We start from the raw sequence: 16769 nt of genomic DNA, 5'->3' as shown, positions 1-16769 counted from the left end.
CGCCCGCCGCCCCCCGCCCCCCCGGCCCGGGGGGGGGGGCGGGGGGGCGCCGGGCGGGGGGGGGGGGGGGGCGGCCCGGGGGGCGGGGCCCCCCGCCGGGCCCCCCCCCACGGCCGGCGTCAGTGGTCGCGCAGGGCTCGCTCCGCCACCGACAGCGCCTGTTCGGCGTAGCTCCGGCCGAACAGGACCGCGTGGACGAGGAGCGGGAAGAGCTGGTGGATCCCGACCCGGCCGGTCCAGCCGTCCGCGAGCGGCGCCGCCCGCCGGTAGCCGTCGAGCACCAGCTCCAGGTGGGGGCAGCCGAACAGGCGGAGCATCGCCAGGTCGGTCTCGCGGTGGCCGCCGTGCGCGGCCGGGTCGATGAGCCGGACCTGTCCGTCCTCGCCCCACAGCACGTTGCCGTTCCACAGGTCGCCGTGGAGCCGCGCCGGCGGTTCGGCGGGACCGGCCCACTCCGGCAGCCGCGCGCAGACCCGCTCGACGACGGCCGCCTCGGCGGGACGCATCGTGCCCGCGTCGACCGCCGTGCGCAGATACGGCAGCACGCGGTGTTCGGCGTACCAGGCGGGCCAGTCCGCGCCGTCGGCGTTGCGCAGGGGGGCGAGGCCGATCCGGGCCCGGCGGGGGCCGCCCGGCGGCGGGGCGCCGAAGGCGGGCGCGCCGGCGGCGTGCAGGGCGGCGAGGTCGCGACCGAAGCGGAGGGCCGCCTCGGGGGTCGGTGGGCCCGTCACGATCCGGTCGGTCACCAGCGACCGTTCGTCGTGCCCGTGCACCGCGGGGACGCGGACCGCGCCGGCGTCGGCCAGCCAGCGCAACCCGGCGGCCTCCGCCCGCACCGCCTCGGGGCCGTCGCCGCGCTTGACCATGACCGTGCGCCCGTCGTCGAGGGTCACCTCGGCCAGGGTCGTCGACCGGGGGCGTTCCCGGAGCGCGGTCGCACCCGTGAAACGGGCGGCGACGGCACCGGGCGTCTCAGGCGTGTACACGGCGCCAAGGTCGGCGACACACGTCACACGGAAAAATGTGAACGGGACATTTCGGCCGGCCGTGCGGTTTCCGAATACCGGACAGTCGGGGCCGCTTCCTTGCGATGCGAGATCACGAGCCCGCACATGGAAGGAATCATCGGGCCACAGGCTGCCGTAGGCTGTGATTCCGAGGAAGAGCGGGTTGGTTATCACCAGCCCAACGATGGAAAACGCATGATTTAACGTCCTGTGTCATGACACAGACGGTGACGCGGTCACGGACCGACGGGACGCAGAACGACGCCGACGGCGTGCGCGGCAAGGGCCTGGGCGGCAACTCCGTCGGCCTGCTGGGGAGTGCCGTGATCGGTGTCTCGACCGTCGCGCCGGTCTACTGCCTCACCTCCACGCTCGGCTCCACCGCGGGCGAGGTGGGGGTGCAGATGCCGGCCGTGTTCCTGGCCGGGTTCCTGCCGATGCTGCTGGTCGCCTTCGCCTACCGCGAGCTCAACAAGGCCGTGCCGGACTGCGGCACCTCCTTCACCTGGACGGTCAAGGCGTTCGGGCCGCACGTCGGCTGGATGTGCGGCTGGGGCCTGGTCATCGCGACGGTGATCGTGCTGTCGAACCTGGCGGGCGTCGCCACCTCGTACTTCTGGCTGCTGGCGGGCGAGGTGACCGGCAGCGACCGGATCGCCGCCCTGGACGGCGACAAGGCGGTCCACATCGTCACCTGCCTGCTGCTGATCGCGGCCGCGACCGCGATCAGCTACCGCGGGATGACCACCACGAAGGGCGTGCAGTACGCGCTGGTGGCGCTGCAACTGGTGGTGCTGGCGGTGTTCGTCGCGCTGGCCCTCCGCAAGGCCCGCTCCGGGGAGCTCGCCGGTCACCTCGACTTCTCCTGGTCCTGGCTCAACCCGTTCGAGGTGAAGTCGTTCGCCGCGTTCAGCGCCGGACTCTCCCTGTCGATCTTCATGTACTGGGGCTGGGACACCTGTCTGACGGCGAACGAGGAGACCGTCGGCAGCGACCGGACGCCGGGCCGTGCCGCGCTCGTGGCGATGGTGGTGCTGGTCGGCTCCTACCTGACGACCTCGGTGGCCGCCCAGATGGCGGTCGGCGCCGGGACCGACGGTCTGGGCCTGGCCAACCCCGAGACCTCCGACAACGTCTTCGCCGCCCTCGCCGGCCCCGTCATGGGCGGCGCCCTCGGCATCCTGCTCTTCCTCGCCGTGCTCGCCTCGGCCGCCGCCAGCCTCCAGACGACGTTCATCCCCGTCGCCCGCACGGTGCTGGCGATGGCCACCTACGAGGCACTGCCCGCGTCGTACGCGCGCGTCCACGACCGCTTCCGCACGCCCGGGCGGGCCACGGTCGTCGCCGGCGTGGCGACCGGCGTCTTCTACACCGTCATGACGCTCGTCAGTGAGCACGTCCTCGTGGACACCATCTACGCCCTCGGCCTGATGATCTGCTTCTACTACGCGCTGACGGCCTTCGCCTGCGCCTGGTACTTCCGGGACACGCTGACCCGCTCGGTGCGGGACGCGGTGTTCAAGGGTGTCTTCCCGGTGCTGGGCGGCATCCTGCTGACGGCCGTCTTCGGCAAGACGCTGTACGACATGTGGGACCCGGCGTACGGCAGCGGCTCGGCCGTCCTCGGCGTCGGCTCCGTCTTCGTCATCGGGGTCGGCCTGCTGCTCCTGGGCGTGGTCCTGATGGCGGCGATGCGGCGGCGCAGCCCGGCGTTCTTCCGCGGCGAGGTCCTGACGACGGGGACGCCGGCCCTGGTGGTCGAGGACTGAGGGGCCGTCTACAGGAGCACGTACGCCGCTGCCGGGCCGGGGGGATTCCCGGCCCGGCAGCGGCGTACGGGGGTCAGGCCAGTTTGCCCGCCTGGGCGGTGACCAGGTCGGCGGGGAAGGTGAAGTCCTCGCCGGAGATCATCGCGGCGGCGTTGGCCACGGTGAAGTGGGCGAGGGTGGCGCCGTCGCGGAAGACGACGACCTTCCAGGGGGTGTCGACGCCGTCGACCGGGGTGACGGCGGTGAAGGCGACCGCTTCCTCGCCGGCCTTCGGCGCGGTGTCCTTCGTGACCTTGGTGGCGGACAGTTCCTCGCCCCCGGCGGTCCACTGGAAGCCGCCCGCGCAGGTGGTGACCGCGTCGGCGGCGGACTTCAGGGCCGCGGCGGCCTCGTCGGCGCTCGCGTAGGAGGCGAGGGTGACCATGCCGGTGTTGATGTCGAGGGCGGCGGCCTCGGAGGAGGAGGCGGTGGTGGCGCCGTTGCCCGTCACCCGGCGGTAGGCGGTCGCGGCGGGCTCCCCCACCGCCGTCCCGGCCAGCGCCCGCCCCAGCGGCAGGCACTCCTCGCCGGTGACCGTCGTCGCCTCGGCGGCGGTGATCTCGGCCTTGCCGGGGGTGGCCACCTCGTACCCGGTCGCGTCCGCCGCGGTGAGGGACGCCTTGTCCAGCTCGGCGGCGGTCAGCGGCTCGGCCGCGGAGGCGGCCGTGGACTCCTGCGCGGCGGAGGCCGTCGCGGACGAGGACGCCCCGGGGGCGGCATCGGCGGTGCCGGATGCGCCGCCGCAGCCGGTGAGCGCGAGGAGGGACACCAGCGCGGACGCCGTCAGGGCGGTGGCGCGGGTGCGGGAGCGGCGGATGCCGGTTCTGTTCACGAGGCGGTGCGTTCTTTCTCTGTGCATGGATACGGCTGACGTGGCGTCGGCCGGGTCTGTGGTCGGCCGTCGTCGCTCACGACAGCTTGACGAGCTGGGCGTCCAGGACGGCCGCCGGGATCGACGGCGTGCCGCTGAGGTAGGCCACCGTGGTGCCGGAGCGGAGGATGACGGCCTGGGCGGCCGTCTTCTCGCCGTCCCGCTCCACGGTCGCGCCCAGGCCCATCGCCTGGTCGGTGCCCTCGGGGGCGATCTGCGGGGTGACCTCGCCGACCTTGTGTTCGTCGCCGTCGACCGTCGCCGTGAAGCCGGCGGCGCACGCGTCGAGGGCGGTGCCGATGGCGTCCATCGCCGTCTCGGCCTGGTCGGAGGCGTACTCGGCGAGGACCACGGTGACGGTGGCGCCCTCGCCGGACGCCTCCCGTACCACCGTGGACGCCGGCGTGCCGACCACCGAGCCGGACAGGGCGTGGGCGAGCGGGGCGCAGGCGTTCTCGGTGACCTGCACCGTGCGGCGGCCGGCCGAGGTCGACACCGTGAAGCCGTCCGCGTCCCGGGCGGCGAGCGCGGCGCCGCCGAGGCCGCCGGCCCGCGCCGTGGCGCCCGGCTGGGCGGTGGGCTTCAGCAGGCCGTCCTCGCTGCCCCCGCCGCCGCTCGCCGCGTCGCACGCCGACAGCAGCGCGCACAGCGCCAGCAGCGCGACCCCCCGTGTCCGCCGCATGCCTGCCCCCTCCGTCGAGCCGTACTGCACGGCCTGTAGTTTTTCCCGTCGGCGCGCCACCGCACCCCATTCAGCATCCGACCGGCGGCGCCGGCCCCGCGATCTGACCGATCTAGAAGGGCGGCCAGCCAGAATCGGAAGGAGGAACGACCCTTTTCCGGTCACCCTTCCTCATGTCCTCCGGCCAGCGCTGGTCGATGGTCTCCGCGGCATCTCTGCACGCCGGGCAGGCATTGCTCCAATTCGGAATCCAGAAGTTGGGCGAAGGAGACATGCCTTCCCGGCGGATGCCGCAAAGGGTCGAATCGAAATATCCGTACGCGTGCGAGACGTCATCGGACAACCCCTCGACGACCGCTCGCTCCCAGCGCGCCCGCACGGGCGAGTACTGCGGGCGCGCCACCTGGTGAGGACCGGACCCCACGATGGTCATCGCGAAGCACCAGGAGCACAGCCAGTCCTGCTCCCGGCCCTGCTCCGGATCGGTCGGCAACAGTCGCATCTCGTGTCCACACACGTCACAGATCATGGTTCGATCTTCTCATCCGGGAACTCGCCGCAGCCCGCCCGGACGAACGTCGCCCTCACGTACCGTTCCAGAAGTTCAGGTTGATCGCTGTGCGCCATCTCGTGTACTTGGGCAATTGCGCACGAGTTGCTCCTACTGTCGTCTCCATCATTCCGGGCACGCCCTTGATCGCGTCATAGCAGCTTGGGCAGATCCTGGTGCTGGAGGCTATTCCGAGAAGCTCGTACTTGCTTCCGAGCGCACCGACGATCGTCGCCTCGGCGTCTCCGTCACCGAATTTGTACTTCGCGCCGCCCAGGTTGTTCCTGATCTCGGCCGGCAGGTCGGCCAGGTGTGTCGACACCCATTCCTCGGCCTGCTTCGTCTCGCGGTTCCAGACGCGCGCGACGGAAACCGTCGCCTTTTCCTTCCCGTACGCCTCGTAGAGAGAATCCGCCTTGTTCAGGAGACCCTCGATGTCCTTCGAGGAGATGGTCGGGCAGTTGTCGTTGTGTACGAGGAGCGGCGTCGTCCCCGCCTGCACGTAGTACGTGTGCAGGTCGCTGACGGTGAGGTTGTGGACCGTCGCCGAGGACGCGGTCCACCGCTCGAGCGCCGTGATCTGGACGTAGGTGCCGGCGCTGGTGCGTAGCCACTGACCGGCTTTCAGGTCGGTGGCGTCGATCCACTCGCCCAGCTCCGGTACCCAGAACGGGTGCCCGTCGGTGGCCGTCACCTCTGCGGTCTTCTCGCCTTTGGCACCGTCGACGGCGATGGTGACCTTCACGAGGTGCTTGAGCCCGCTGCCCTGGATCTCGGCGGTGACGGTCTCGACGCTCGTCTCGCCGGTCTCCGGATCGGTGGCCAGTACCTTGTCGCCGTTCTCGACCTTCTCGATCGGCTTGGTGGTGCCGTCGGCCATGAGCACCCGCGTGCCCGGCACGAAGCTGTTGCACTCGCCGGCTCCGCCGCCCCCGGACGACTCCTTCGTCGCCTTCGCCTGCCGGGGCTTGGGCTCCGCCTTCTTGGCTGCCGCCTTCCGTGCCTTCTGGACGGCGTTGCCCGTCTTCTGCGCGGCCTTCTTCGCCTGTCGGGTGGCGGCCTCCTTGGCCTTCTTCTTCAGCTGTGCCGCGAGCGCGGCCGCCTTCTTCTTGGCCTCGGCCGCCTTGCGGGCCAGCTCGCGGGCCTTGCGGGCCAACTCGATGATCTTGCGGGCCTTCTCCTTGGCCTTCATCAGCGCGTTGACGGCCTTCGCGATGCGATACGCCGCCTTGGCTATGCCGAAGGCCTTGTACGCCTTCGTCCACGGGATGGCGTTCAGGAAGAGGTCACCGCAGGCCCAGACGTCACCGCGGGAGAAGCAGCCGACCACGCTGTTCCAGCCGACGAACTCCTTCAGAGCGGCCCAGCCGATGGAGAGGATCACGTCCGCCACGGAGGTGTTCAGCGTGTTCTTCGCCGCCGCCTCTTCGGAGGCCGAGGGACCGCCGTACTCCGAGCTGCCGCCCTCCGACGCCATACCCGAGGGGTCGGCGAAGGTGACCGGGTTGTTCTCGCAGTAGACGTAGCCGTTCATCTGGACCGGGTCGGCCAGGTCCAGGACCGGGTCGGCGGAGAGGAAGCGGCCGGTCGAGGGGTCGTACTCGCGGGCGCCCAGGTGGACCAGGCCGCTGCTCGCGTCGTCACCACCGCCGACGTAGCTCTGGTGCGAACGCCAGGTCGTCGCCTCGGACCGCTCCACACCGAACGGGTCGGTCTTGGAGAACTTGACCTTGTTGCCGGACGCCAGCGCCACGTTGATGTACGCGGTGCCGTTCTGGTCCATGATCTGCACGGACAGTTCGGCGGCGCCCGTGCCCTGCGCGTGGCGCATCACGGTCGGGGCGCCGGCCTGGGAGTAGTAGCGCTCGGTGTAGGCGGGGCCGCCGGCCGCGTTGACCGAGATCGTCGCCTCGCCGAGGTACAGGGTGCGCTCGGTGGCGGAGATCGCCATGAGGCGCTGGCCGTCACCGCCGTAGACGTACTTCGTCTCCTTGTCCGGCACCCACTGCTGGTTCGCGGCGGTGCCGCATGTGTTCAGCTGGAGGTCGGTGCTGTCGGCCGAGTTGGAGCTCGGCACGTCCAGGCACTTGCCCGAGGAGACGTGCTTCAGGGTGCCGGTGGAGGTCGCCGTCCACTGCTGGGCCGCCGCACCGGTGCAGTCCGCGATGACGACGAGCGTGCCGTTGGCGGTGCCGCCGGCCTTCGGGACGACGCACTTGCCGAGGATCTTCAGCGCGCCTGTCGACGGGTCCGCGGAGGACGCCGCGTCGATGCGGAACTTCTGCGCCTTGGAGCCGTTGCAGGTGTAGAGCTGGACGGGGTTGTCGGCCGTCGTCGTCGCGTTGGCCAGGTCAAGGCACTTGCCGGCCAGGCCCTTCCACGCGCCGGAGCCATTTTCGCCGAAGCCGGTGACCTTCTCGACCTGGCCGTCCCAGGTCCATTCCAGCGCCTGCTCGGAGCCGTCGTACGTGCGGGTCAGAGTGTTGCCCGCGTCGTCGTACGTCAGCGTCGTCGCCTTGGTGACCTGGGCGCCGGAGTCCGCCTTGTACGTGGAGGACATGGACGTCAGCGTGTGCGGCTGGGTGCCGTCCGCCTTGCCGTAGACGTAGTCGGTGGTGGCGTCCTTGGTGGTGTCCAGGCCCGGGTCGTGCTCGACGAGCTTCTTGCGGTTGCCCAGCGCGTCGTACGTGTACGACTGCCAGTAGCCGCTGTTCGCCGCCGTGACGTTGGTCGTGCCGTCCGAGTACTTCGCGGCCGCCGCGGTCTTGCCCGTCGCCGTGCAGGACGTCGGAGCGGTCCACGCCTCGGTCAGCTGGCCCAGTGCGTCGTAGGTGAAGCACTGGCGGTCGGTCACCGAGTTGGAGGTGTCGGCGATCGAGGTGACGTTGCCGGCCGGGTCGTACGCGTACGAGCGGGAGTTGACGCGGTGGCCGGTCACGGCCGTGGTGTCACTGGTCGACTCACGGTCGACGATGCTCTGGGTCAGCTCACCCGTCGCCTCGTCGAACAGGTTCGTCGTCCACACCCGGTTGGGGTTCTCACCGCTGACCGTGCGCAGGACCTGCCCGTACGGGGAGTACGACGTCTGCGCGGTGTACCAGGCCAGGCCCGAGGTCGAGACCGGCAGGCCGTCCTCGTTGTAGCGGATCACCAGCCTCTCTGCGGGCAGGGTGCCCACCGACGGGAGGTTGACCGCCTCGACCTTGCCCGATTGCGAGTACTCGTAGCTGTAGGCGTATTCCTTCTGCAGGCCGTAGGAGAGCGCCACCGACTCGGGGATGGAGATCTTCTGACCGGTCGGCTGGTAGTCGACCGTGTACCCGGTCACCGTCTGGGTGTACGCCAGCCCGTCCGTGTAGCGGGTCTGCGAGGTCGGCAGGCCCACCCCGCCGATCAGCGTGTCGTATGTGGTGCTCGCGAGCAGGGTGCCGGTGGCGGAGTCCGCGTGCTGCTCGATCGGGCGGGACACCTTGTCGTAGACCGTGTAGACGGCCGCGTTCTCGTCCGTGACCAGTTCCGGCCGGTTCAGGATGTCGTACCGCGTCGTGGTCGTGCCCGCGTCCGGGTCGACCGACTCGGTCTCACGGCCCCGGGCGTCGTACGTCCAGGTCCAGAGGTTGCCCTCGGAATCCTCGGCCTTGACGCGGTCGCCGCGCTCGTCGTAGGTGTACGTCGTCGAGCGGTAGGCGGCGCGCAGCGCGTCCGTGTAGGTGTCTACACGGGTCGTGCGGCCCAGGGCGTCGGACCAGGTGCGCTGTGCGGTGGCACCCGTCGGGTTGATCACCGTGGAGTTGTCGAGGCCGTACTCGTAGCGGGTCGCCTTGGCCGGGACCTCTTCGCCGTTGAGGTACGGGGTCTCGGTGAGGGTGCGGCCCAGGCCGTCGTACGCGTAGAGGGTGGCGTTGGGGACCTGGTAGTCCGAGGCCAGCTCGAACAGGACGGTGGAGGGCTCGTCCTTGTCGTAGTAGGCGTTGTTGGTCTGCTTGACGGTGCCGTTCGCGCTGTACAGCGTGTCGGTGATCAGGCGTCCGCCGCCGACCGCCGGCTCCTGCTTCTGGCGCTCGCGGCCCATGCCGTCGTAGATCACGGTGGACACGCCGTAGTCGCCCGTGTCGGTCAGCGACTCGGTCGTGATCGAGACCGGCGAACCGATCGTCGTGTCGTACGTGATCCTCGCCGAGGGCGACGCCGACGTGGCCCGGCTCGGGGTCCACATCTGGGTGGTGCGGCCGAGGGCGTCGTACGTGTACGTGGTGACGCGCCCGTTGACGTCCTCGTCGGTGAGGGCGACGCCGCGCCCCGGCTCCAGCGTGCTGGTCTCGCTCTGGTTCAGCGCGTTGGTGGTGGTGATCTCGTAGACCTGGCCCTCGGACGGGGTGTAGGTCGTGGTGTCCTTCGTATTCTCGCCGTTGGCGATGGCCAGGGCGTTCTTGGTGGACGTGGCGCGGCCGTAGTCGTCGTAGGTGACCTGGCCGTCCGCCACCCAGCCGCCGCCGACGCCGGTGACCGTCCAGGTGGCGGTGGCGTTGCCCGTGGTCGGGGCGTCGCCGTAGGCGCCGCCGTCGTAGGCGACGCGGGAGCCGTCGATCCAGTCGGCCGCCGTCGCCGTGTCCGCCTGGGCGCAGGTGCCGGCGGTGGTCAGGGTCTGCTTGGCCAGGCCGATCAGGTGCTTGGACGTGTTGTGGACGTACGACATCACCGTGCAGGTGTCGTCGTCCGCCTTGTCGGCCGTCGAGTCCGACGACCAGTCGTTGTACTCCGTCACCTGCGTGGGCAGGCCGTAGGTCTCCTCGTACTCCGTCACCGTGCGCAGGACGCGCAGGGTGCGCTTGTCGTCGCCGTCGCCGGAGGAACGGGTGTAGGTGAGCGACTCAGGGGTCAGGACCCGCCAGGCCTTCAGGTCCGGTATGCCGCCCGAGCGGCTGCGGGCCGCCAGCTTCACCGCCTTCGGCTTGTCGACCGTGCGGGTCAGCCAGGTGGAGGCGGTGGCGGAGGAGTAGGTGAGGGACTCCGCGACACGGCCGGCGAAGGCTTCCTCGTCGGTGGCGATCGTGTTGCCGTCGACGTCCTTCACGGTGACCGAGCGGGTGCCGCCGCCGGGCAGCGGGTCGCCGTCCATGCCGCGGAAGAAGCGGGTCTCCGTCATCCCCCGCTCGGTGGACATGTACGCGGTGTCGGAGTCGTCGCCGGTGTAGGTGCGCACCCTTGCGAAGCCGCGCCACTGGTCGTAGGTGCGGGTCTTCTTCTTGGAGAACTCGGCCTGGTTCAGGGCCCAGGCGGCGTCACCGAGGTAGTCGTAGGTGGTGGTGATCGCGTCGACGCCGTTGAGCGCGGGGAGTTCCTGGACGTTGTCGACGACGTACTTGTGGAACCAGTCGATCGTCTCCTTGTCCGGGTCCGGGTTCCAGTACGCCGGGAAGCACAGCCCGACGTTGTCTTCCGGCTTGGGGAACTCGCCGTCGACCTTGCAGGCGTCGGTCTTGTACGTGACGACCGTCTCGCCACCGTACTCGCTCACCACACGCGCGATGCGCAGGCGGTCGAAGGCCGGGTTGGGGTCGTCGCTGCCGCGCTTGACGCGGTTGGGCATGGAAAGGCTGTTGGCGAGGAACTCGACCGGGTTGAGGGTGATGGCCTCGCCGTCGGTGCCGTAGCCGGTGCGGGTGATCGACTCCAGCCACAGGGCCGTGCCCTCGTCCGTGAGGTCGGCCGGCAGGGACTGCTGGAGCGTCCAGCTGTCCAGCTTCGACAGCTCCGTCGAGCCCTGCGTGCGCTGCGTCCACGTGGTCACCTGGGCCAGGCGCTTGCGCGACCAGAAGGTGGGGACGGGAACGTAGCACTCCTTGCCCGACGCGCAGTACAGGTCGGCCGGGGTGTCGTACCAGATGCGGTTCTTCGCGAAGTCGCCGGAGGTGAAGTTGTCGTTCTCGTCGCCCTCCGCCGTGCAGGCGATCTCGCCTTCCTTGAAGCACCGCTCGTCGACGTCGAAGGTCACCTTCGAGATCGGCGTGGCGTACGGGTCGGCCGAGGTCAGGCCGTACTCGATGCGCTTGAGGTAGCCGCCGCGGTCGTAGGAGACCGGCGTCTTGTACTTGTTGTTCTTGGCGTAGTAGTTCTTCTCCTTCGCCCACCACAGCGTCATCGCGTTGCCGTCGGTGTCCACGACGTAGTCGAGGTTCCACCGCCACGCCTGGTCGCAGAACGAGCCCGCGAAGTCGCCCGACTTGTAGCAGGGCTCCCCGCTCTGGTTGCCGGCGACGGGCGCGGTGAACACCGAGTTGGTCACCGGGTCACCGCTGGCCCAGTTGGCGTCCAGCTTGTGCTTGCCGAAGTAGTACTGGGTGCCGTCCCTGGTCGTGACACGCCAGTACTCGCCGTCCGCGTCACCGTTGTCCAGGCTCGCGTCCTTCAGCAGCTCCACCCGGGAACCGTCACCGTTCGCGGTCACCCACGCGTCACCGAACGGGCTGCTCGCACTGTCCGGCAGCACCAGCTCCGTCGTCGTCCCGCCCAGCGTGAGCGTGGCGTTGTACGAACCGAAGCACAGGTCGCTGGTCTTCTTCGTGTTGTTGCCGTTCGTCTGGTCGTCACGGCAGGACGTGTACGTCCTCGTAATGGAGCCCGCGTTGTACTCCCAGCCGTCACCGATCCACGACGGCTGGTTGTTCGACGCCGACGTACGGCCGTCCACCACCTGCGAGTTGTAACCGAACGACACCGACGGCGACGGGCCACCCGGCACACTCGGCGTCTGCAAGGTGTACGAGTACGTGAACGCACCCGAGTTACCGCCCGCCGACCACGAACCCGCGCTCACCAGCGGCGTCGCACCGAAGTCACCCTTCGAACCCGAACCCGAGTCCGTCGCCAGCAGCACCGAGGAGCCCGAGCCGTCGGCGGTCGCGGCGGCCAGGGAGGCCAGGCGCGTGCCGCTCTCCGACTTCGCCTCGCGGTACACGCCGTCCGTGACGACACCCTCACCCGAGGTGGAGGCGGTGGACGCCGTCGAGGCCTCCGCGGAAGTGCCGCCCGCGGCCAGGTCCTCCGTGGCCACCGTCGCCAGGATGCGGCGCTCGTACACCGGGTCGCCCTCGGCGTCGGTGCCGGTCTGCGCCACCACGTTGTCCGTGGTCACCTCGGTCGGCTCCGAGCAGCCCTCGGTGTCCGGGGTGGTCAGGAAGCAGGACGGGTACTGCACGAACTCCAGCCGGTCCGCCCAGTTCGCGCCGTACAGCTCGGAGAAGTCGCTGTAGTCGAGGGCGATCACGGCGTCGCCGGTGGACTCGGCGGGCGGGGTGACCGTCAGGGCCACGCCCTCGATCGCCGTCGTGGCGAGCTCGTCCTGGCCGGCGAGGGACACCTGCCACTCGCCCTCCAGGGCGGCGGCCTCCGTCGCGGTCGCCGTCTCCGGCGCACCCACCTCCACCGGCAGCGCCGTGCCGTCGGCCTGCGTCAACGGCACCAGATCACCCGGAGCCAGCCCGGTCAGATCCTGGGTCGCCGTACCGCCGGCCGGGGCCGTCACCTCGGTCGGCTCGTACTCGGCCGGCGGCTCCGCCTCGGACGTGGTCAGCTCGGCGAGACTGCCGCCCTCCTCGCCGTCGGCCTGCTCGACGTCCGGAAGGTCGACCAGCTCGACCCCGCTGCGGTCGTCACCCGGCGGCAGCGCGTACGCGGCCGGCAGCACACCCACCGCCAGCCCCACCACGAGCGACCCGACGACACCAGCGCGCATCCGCGCCCGTCTGCGGCGCTCGGAACGCGTACTCACGCGCTCCCTCCTGCCGCTCCATGACAGCGATCCCCACACAGCGACAGCCCCCGCGCACACAGTTCGGTCCATTGACGAACACGAATGTTCAACCACGTACTCACAGAAAGTCAACAAGCCGAATAAGGCCGGTGATCTAGGTCACAAGCACATTTCTCGCGGGCACGATCAATGCAATCCGGACGGTTTAATGCGCTAAAGAACCGCCCAAACGGAGGTTAATCGTCCGTAACGGATGGGCAAATTGTGATCGTTTCGCACGCCCTGCCCGTCAAGTGAACTCGCTGGTCAGCCCTACCTACTAGACGTATGAGCGAGCCCGATGACTCCGCCCGAGAGGTCACGGAAAGGCAAAGGGGGTCGGCCGGTGTGGCGCAATTCCCCGGCATCAGCCATGCTCTGTGCTCGCTTTCCCGGAGACCTGACAGGTATTACGACCGGGACGCACAGGGAGCACACCGAGTTCCGGGCGATCCGGAATTCCAGGGGGAGGGGACGCAGCACCATGGAACGTCGTCGCTTCGGCCTGCCCGCGTCCAGACGCGGGCGGGCAGGGGTGGGCGCACTAGTCGCCGGCGCGATCGGCGTCGGCCTGCTCACCGTGCCGTGGTTCGACGATCCGGGGACCGCGGACTCCCCAGCCGTGACCAAGAAGGCCGACGACGGCCCTCTGACCCAGGACGGCGCCCAGCAGAAGGCCGTCTCCACGGGCAAGCGCGTCGAGGTCACCGCCCTGCGCGACGAGACGTCCACGACGTACGCGCGCCCGGACGGCAGCTTCGAACTCGTCACCTACGGCGCCCCCGTACGGGCCAAGGTCGACGGAGTCTGGAAGCCCATCGACACCACCCTGGCCGAGACGGCCGACGGCGGCTGGGCGGCCAAGGCCTCGGTCGACCCCGTCGTGTTCTCCGGCGGCGGCAAGGACTCGACGACCGGCTCCGGCTCGCGTGCGCGCAAGGCCTCCGCCGCCGGCCGTGGCGCTGTGACGACCGTTCAGCCCGCCGTCTTCACCGTCGCGACCGGCGGTGACGCCGTGCAGACCGCCGACGCCACCGAGAACTACTCCGAGCTGGCCACGATGACCAGCGACGGCCACGACGTCACCCTGAGCTGGCCCGGCACCCTGCCCGAGCCGGTCATCAGCGGGTCCAGCGCCCTGTACCGGAACGTCTTCGACGGCGTCGACCTGCTGCTGACCGCGCAGGCCAGCGGCTTCAGCCACGTCCTGATCGTGCACAGCGCGCAGGCCGCGAAGGACGCGGCGCTGACCGGGCTGTCCTACGGGCTGTCGTCGCCGGACCTGACCTTCCACCTGGACCCGGTCACCAAGGTCGTCAGCGGCAAGGACCGCGACGGCCAGGAGATCGCCGTCTCCCCCACCCCCTACCTCTGGGACTCCGCGGGAACGTACGCCACCACCGAGGGCGACGACCCCGAGCCGGTCGAGGAGAGCCCGGAGCCGGCACCGTCGTACTCCGAGGAGTCCGGCGCCCCGGTTCCCGACGAGAGCGCCGTCCCCGAGGACGGACTGGACACGGACGCGCCGGCCGCGTCCGAGGAGCCCACCGCGTCCGAGGGGTCCACCGCCGATCCGGCCGCCTTCCACGGCTCGACCGGGACCGGTTCCGCCCGAACCGGCTCGGCCGTCCTGCGGCAGGCCGCGTACGCCGACGCCGTGCCCGCCGCCCTCACCGACGAGCAGGTGTTCGCCCTGCCCGGCCTCGCCGGAGCCGACCCCGGCACCCACCTGGCCGCCGCCGACGCGAAGCTGACCGCGCCCGGTGCCGCCTCCACCGGCCTGACCCTCCTCCCCGACGCGGACCTGCTCGCCGACGAGAGCACCGTCTACCCGGTCTTCGTCGACCCCACGATCTACGGCAAGACGAAGAACTGGACCACGGCGTACAAGAAGTACCCGAGCTCCAGCTTCTACGACGGCGCCAACTACAACAGCGGCACCACCGAGGCACGCGTCGGCTACGAGTCGACCACCTGGGGCCTGTCGCGCTCCTTCTTCCGCCTCGGCTGGTCCACCAGCATCAAGGGCGCCCACGTCTCCTCCGCCTCCATCCGGCTGCGCGAGACGTACTCCTGGTCGTGCTCCGCGCGCGAGATGCAGGTGTGGCTGACCGGGAGCATCTCCTCCAAGACGACCTGGAACAACCAGCCGGACTGGAAGTCGGAGATCGGCACCAAGTCGTTCGCGAACGGCTACAACTCGTCCTGCCCGGACGCCTACGTCAGCTACGACGCCAAGTCCGTCGCCCAGGACGCCGCCGACGGCGGCTGGTCCTCGATGACGATCGGACTGCGCGCCACCACCGAGGACTCGGCGTACGCCTGGAAGAAGTTCCGGGCCGAGGGCGACAGCGCGCCCAAGCTCACCCTGGTCTACAACCGCAAGCCGAAGACGCCGACCTCGGTCGCCCAGTCCCCCGGCGGCAGCTGTGACCGCACCACGCCCTACATCCACATCGGCAAGCGCGACCTGACGCTGTCGGCGGTGTCCTCCGACCCCGACGACACCTCCACCAAGCAGGACCTGAAGTACCTGGACTTCGAGCTGTGGCGCACCGGCTACGGCGACGACAAGATCCTCGACAAGAACGTCACGGTGACCAGCGCCGGCAAGGCCTCCGCCACCGTCGCCAAGACCGCGTTCACCAACGGCTACCAGTACTCCTGGCGGGTGCGCGCCATCGACGCCGGCGGGGCCGCCTCGGCGTACGCGCCGACCTCCGACCCGTACGTGTGCCGGTTCATCTTCGACAGCGACAAGCCCAACGAGCCGCTGGTGTCGTCGACCGCCTTCCCGGCGGCCGACGAGGACGGATCGATCTGGTCGACGGTGAAGTTCGGCACCGCCGGCAACTTCACGATCGCGCCGGACGAGGACACCGACATCACCAAGTTCGAGTGGTCCTTCAACACCACCACCTACGCCGGCAACAAGACCGTCACGGCGGGCGCCTCGGCGACCGTGTCGCTCACGCCGCCCACCGCCGGACCCAACGTGCTGTACGTGCGGGCCGTGGACAGCGCGGGCAATCCGTCCCTGGGAACCAAGTACCTGTTCTACGTCACCCCGCGCGACGCCGCCGACAAGCCCGGCGACACCACGGGCGACGGCATCGCGGACCTGTACGCGATCAGCTCCAACGGCAACCTGCTCATGTACCCGTCGATGACCAGCGGTGACCTGCACGTCGGCCTGGAGGCCGGCCAGGACGACGGCGTCGGTCTGCTCTCCGACCCGGACGGCGACGGCCAGGACCACCTGCCGGGCTACTGGATGGGCAGCGACGGCACGCCGGCGCTGATCGCCCACGGCGGCGACGCGGTCGCGGCCGACGGCGTCGGTGACCTCTTCGCCCGCATGCCCGACGGCAAGCTGTACGTCTACCCCGGTGACGGCTACGGCGGCGTCGACATCTCCCAGCGGGTGACCGTCCGGCTGCCGTCCGGCGCCCCGGACCCGGCGACGTTCGACCAGATCATCGTGGGCGACTACGACGCCGACGGCCGCGCCGACCTGTTCGCCACCGCCACCGGCGGCGAGATGTGGGCCTTCGAGGGCTACACCGGCGCCACCTTCCTCACGCTCACGAAGATCGCCTCGACGGCGTGGCTGGACCGCGACCTCGTCTCGGTCGGCGACCACGACAAGGACGGCGCCCCCGACCTGCTGTGGCGCTCGGGTGCCTCCAGCCGCCTGTACCTGCGCTATGGCGTGGCCGACAGCGCGGGCGGCTCCACCATCGCCTCCCTCGCCACCGCGGCGGCGTCCAAGACCGGCGCCGACGAGATCTACGCCGAGGGCTGGGACACCACCACCGTGCCCGTCACCCACCTGCGCGGCACCCCGGACGTCACCGGTGACGCCATCCCCGACATCTGGGCCCTGTCCAGCGCCGGCAGCATCTACTTCTACAAGGGTGGCGCGGCGACGATCGGCACGGGGACGGCGGTGATCAGCGCGGACAGCCTCTGGGGCACGACCAAGCTGATGTTCGGCTGACGGGCGGCGGCGGTCCGCCGGGGCACCCGGCCCCCGGCGGTCCGCCGCTCCGCAACCGT

Annotated in this window: 7 protein-coding genes; 2 read left to right on the top strand and 5 right to left on the bottom strand. The window is 70.3% G+C overall.

Annotated features, from left to right (window positions below; translation table 11 throughout):
* Positions 1-119: 119 nt before the first annotated feature.
* A complete protein-coding gene (locus tag ACZ3KJ_RS26565) occupies positions 120-986 on the bottom strand; it encodes a fructosamine kinase family protein (protein ID WP_467530639.1) in 867 nt (288 codons plus the stop codon).
* 236 nt (positions 987-1222) lie between these two features.
* Here ACZ3KJ_RS26565 and ACZ3KJ_RS26560 point away from each other — a divergent pair, with 236 nt between their 5' ends.
* Positions 1223-2776, top strand: coding sequence for an APC family permease (locus tag ACZ3KJ_RS26560; RefSeq protein WP_467530637.1), 1554 nt, complete (start codon positions 1223-1225; stop codon positions 2774-2776).
* Between the two features lie 73 nt (positions 2777-2849).
* On the opposite strand, the gene ACZ3KJ_RS26555 is transcribed toward ACZ3KJ_RS26560, so the two are convergent.
* From ACZ3KJ_RS26555 to ACZ3KJ_RS26540, 4 genes are all read right to left on the bottom strand, one after another.
* Positions 2850-3647 carry a hypothetical protein gene (locus ACZ3KJ_RS26555; RefSeq protein WP_467530635.1) on the bottom strand — a complete coding sequence of 266 codons (798 nt, stop codon included), beginning with the start codon at positions 3645-3647 and terminating at the stop codon, positions 2850-2852.
* 76 nt (positions 3648-3723) lie between these two features.
* Positions 3724-4368, bottom strand: a complete 645-nt coding sequence (locus tag ACZ3KJ_RS26550) for a hypothetical protein (RefSeq protein ID WP_467530633.1) — start codon at positions 4366-4368, stop codon at positions 3724-3726.
* Positions 4369-4480: 112 nt separating this feature from the next.
* Positions 4481-4897 (bottom strand): hypothetical protein, encoded by a 417-nt coding sequence (locus ACZ3KJ_RS26545; RefSeq protein ID WP_467530631.1) that lies wholly within the window; start codon positions 4895-4897, stop codon positions 4481-4483.
* Positions 4898-4952: 55 nt separating this feature from the next.
* Complete coding sequence (locus ACZ3KJ_RS26540; protein ID WP_467530630.1) at positions 4953-12689, bottom strand: ricin-type beta-trefoil lectin domain protein; 7737 nt, start codon at positions 12687-12689, stop codon at positions 4953-4955.
* Between the two features lie 505 nt (positions 12690-13194).
* Between ACZ3KJ_RS26540 and ACZ3KJ_RS26535 the strand changes: the two genes are divergently transcribed.
* On the top strand, positions 13195-16710 hold the full coding sequence (locus tag ACZ3KJ_RS26535) for a DNRLRE domain-containing protein (RefSeq protein WP_467530628.1): 3516 nt from the start codon (positions 13195-13197) through the stop codon (positions 16708-16710).
* Positions 16711-16769 lie beyond the last annotated feature (59 nt).

Source organism: Streptomyces sp. NPDC003248, from assembly GCF_055563235.1.
This window is presented reverse-complemented; position numbering and strand designations above follow the sequence as displayed.

Excerpts from the sequence above, each read along its gene's own strand:
- ACZ3KJ_RS26535 (WP_467530628.1), top strand. The coding sequence starts at position 13,195 with ATGGAACGTCGTCGCTTCGGCCTGCCCGCGTCCAGACGCGGGCGGGCA.
- ACZ3KJ_RS26560 (WP_467530637.1), top strand. The coding sequence starts at position 1,223 with ATGACACAGACGGTGACGCGGTCACGGACCGACGGGACGCAGAACGAC.
- ACZ3KJ_RS26550 (WP_467530633.1), bottom strand. The coding sequence starts at position 4,368 with ATGCGGCGGACACGGGGGGTCGCGCTGCTGGCGCTGTGCGCGCTGCTG.
- ACZ3KJ_RS26545 (WP_467530631.1), bottom strand. The coding sequence starts at position 4,897 with ATGATCTGTGACGTGTGTGGACACGAGATGCGACTGTTGCCGACCGAT.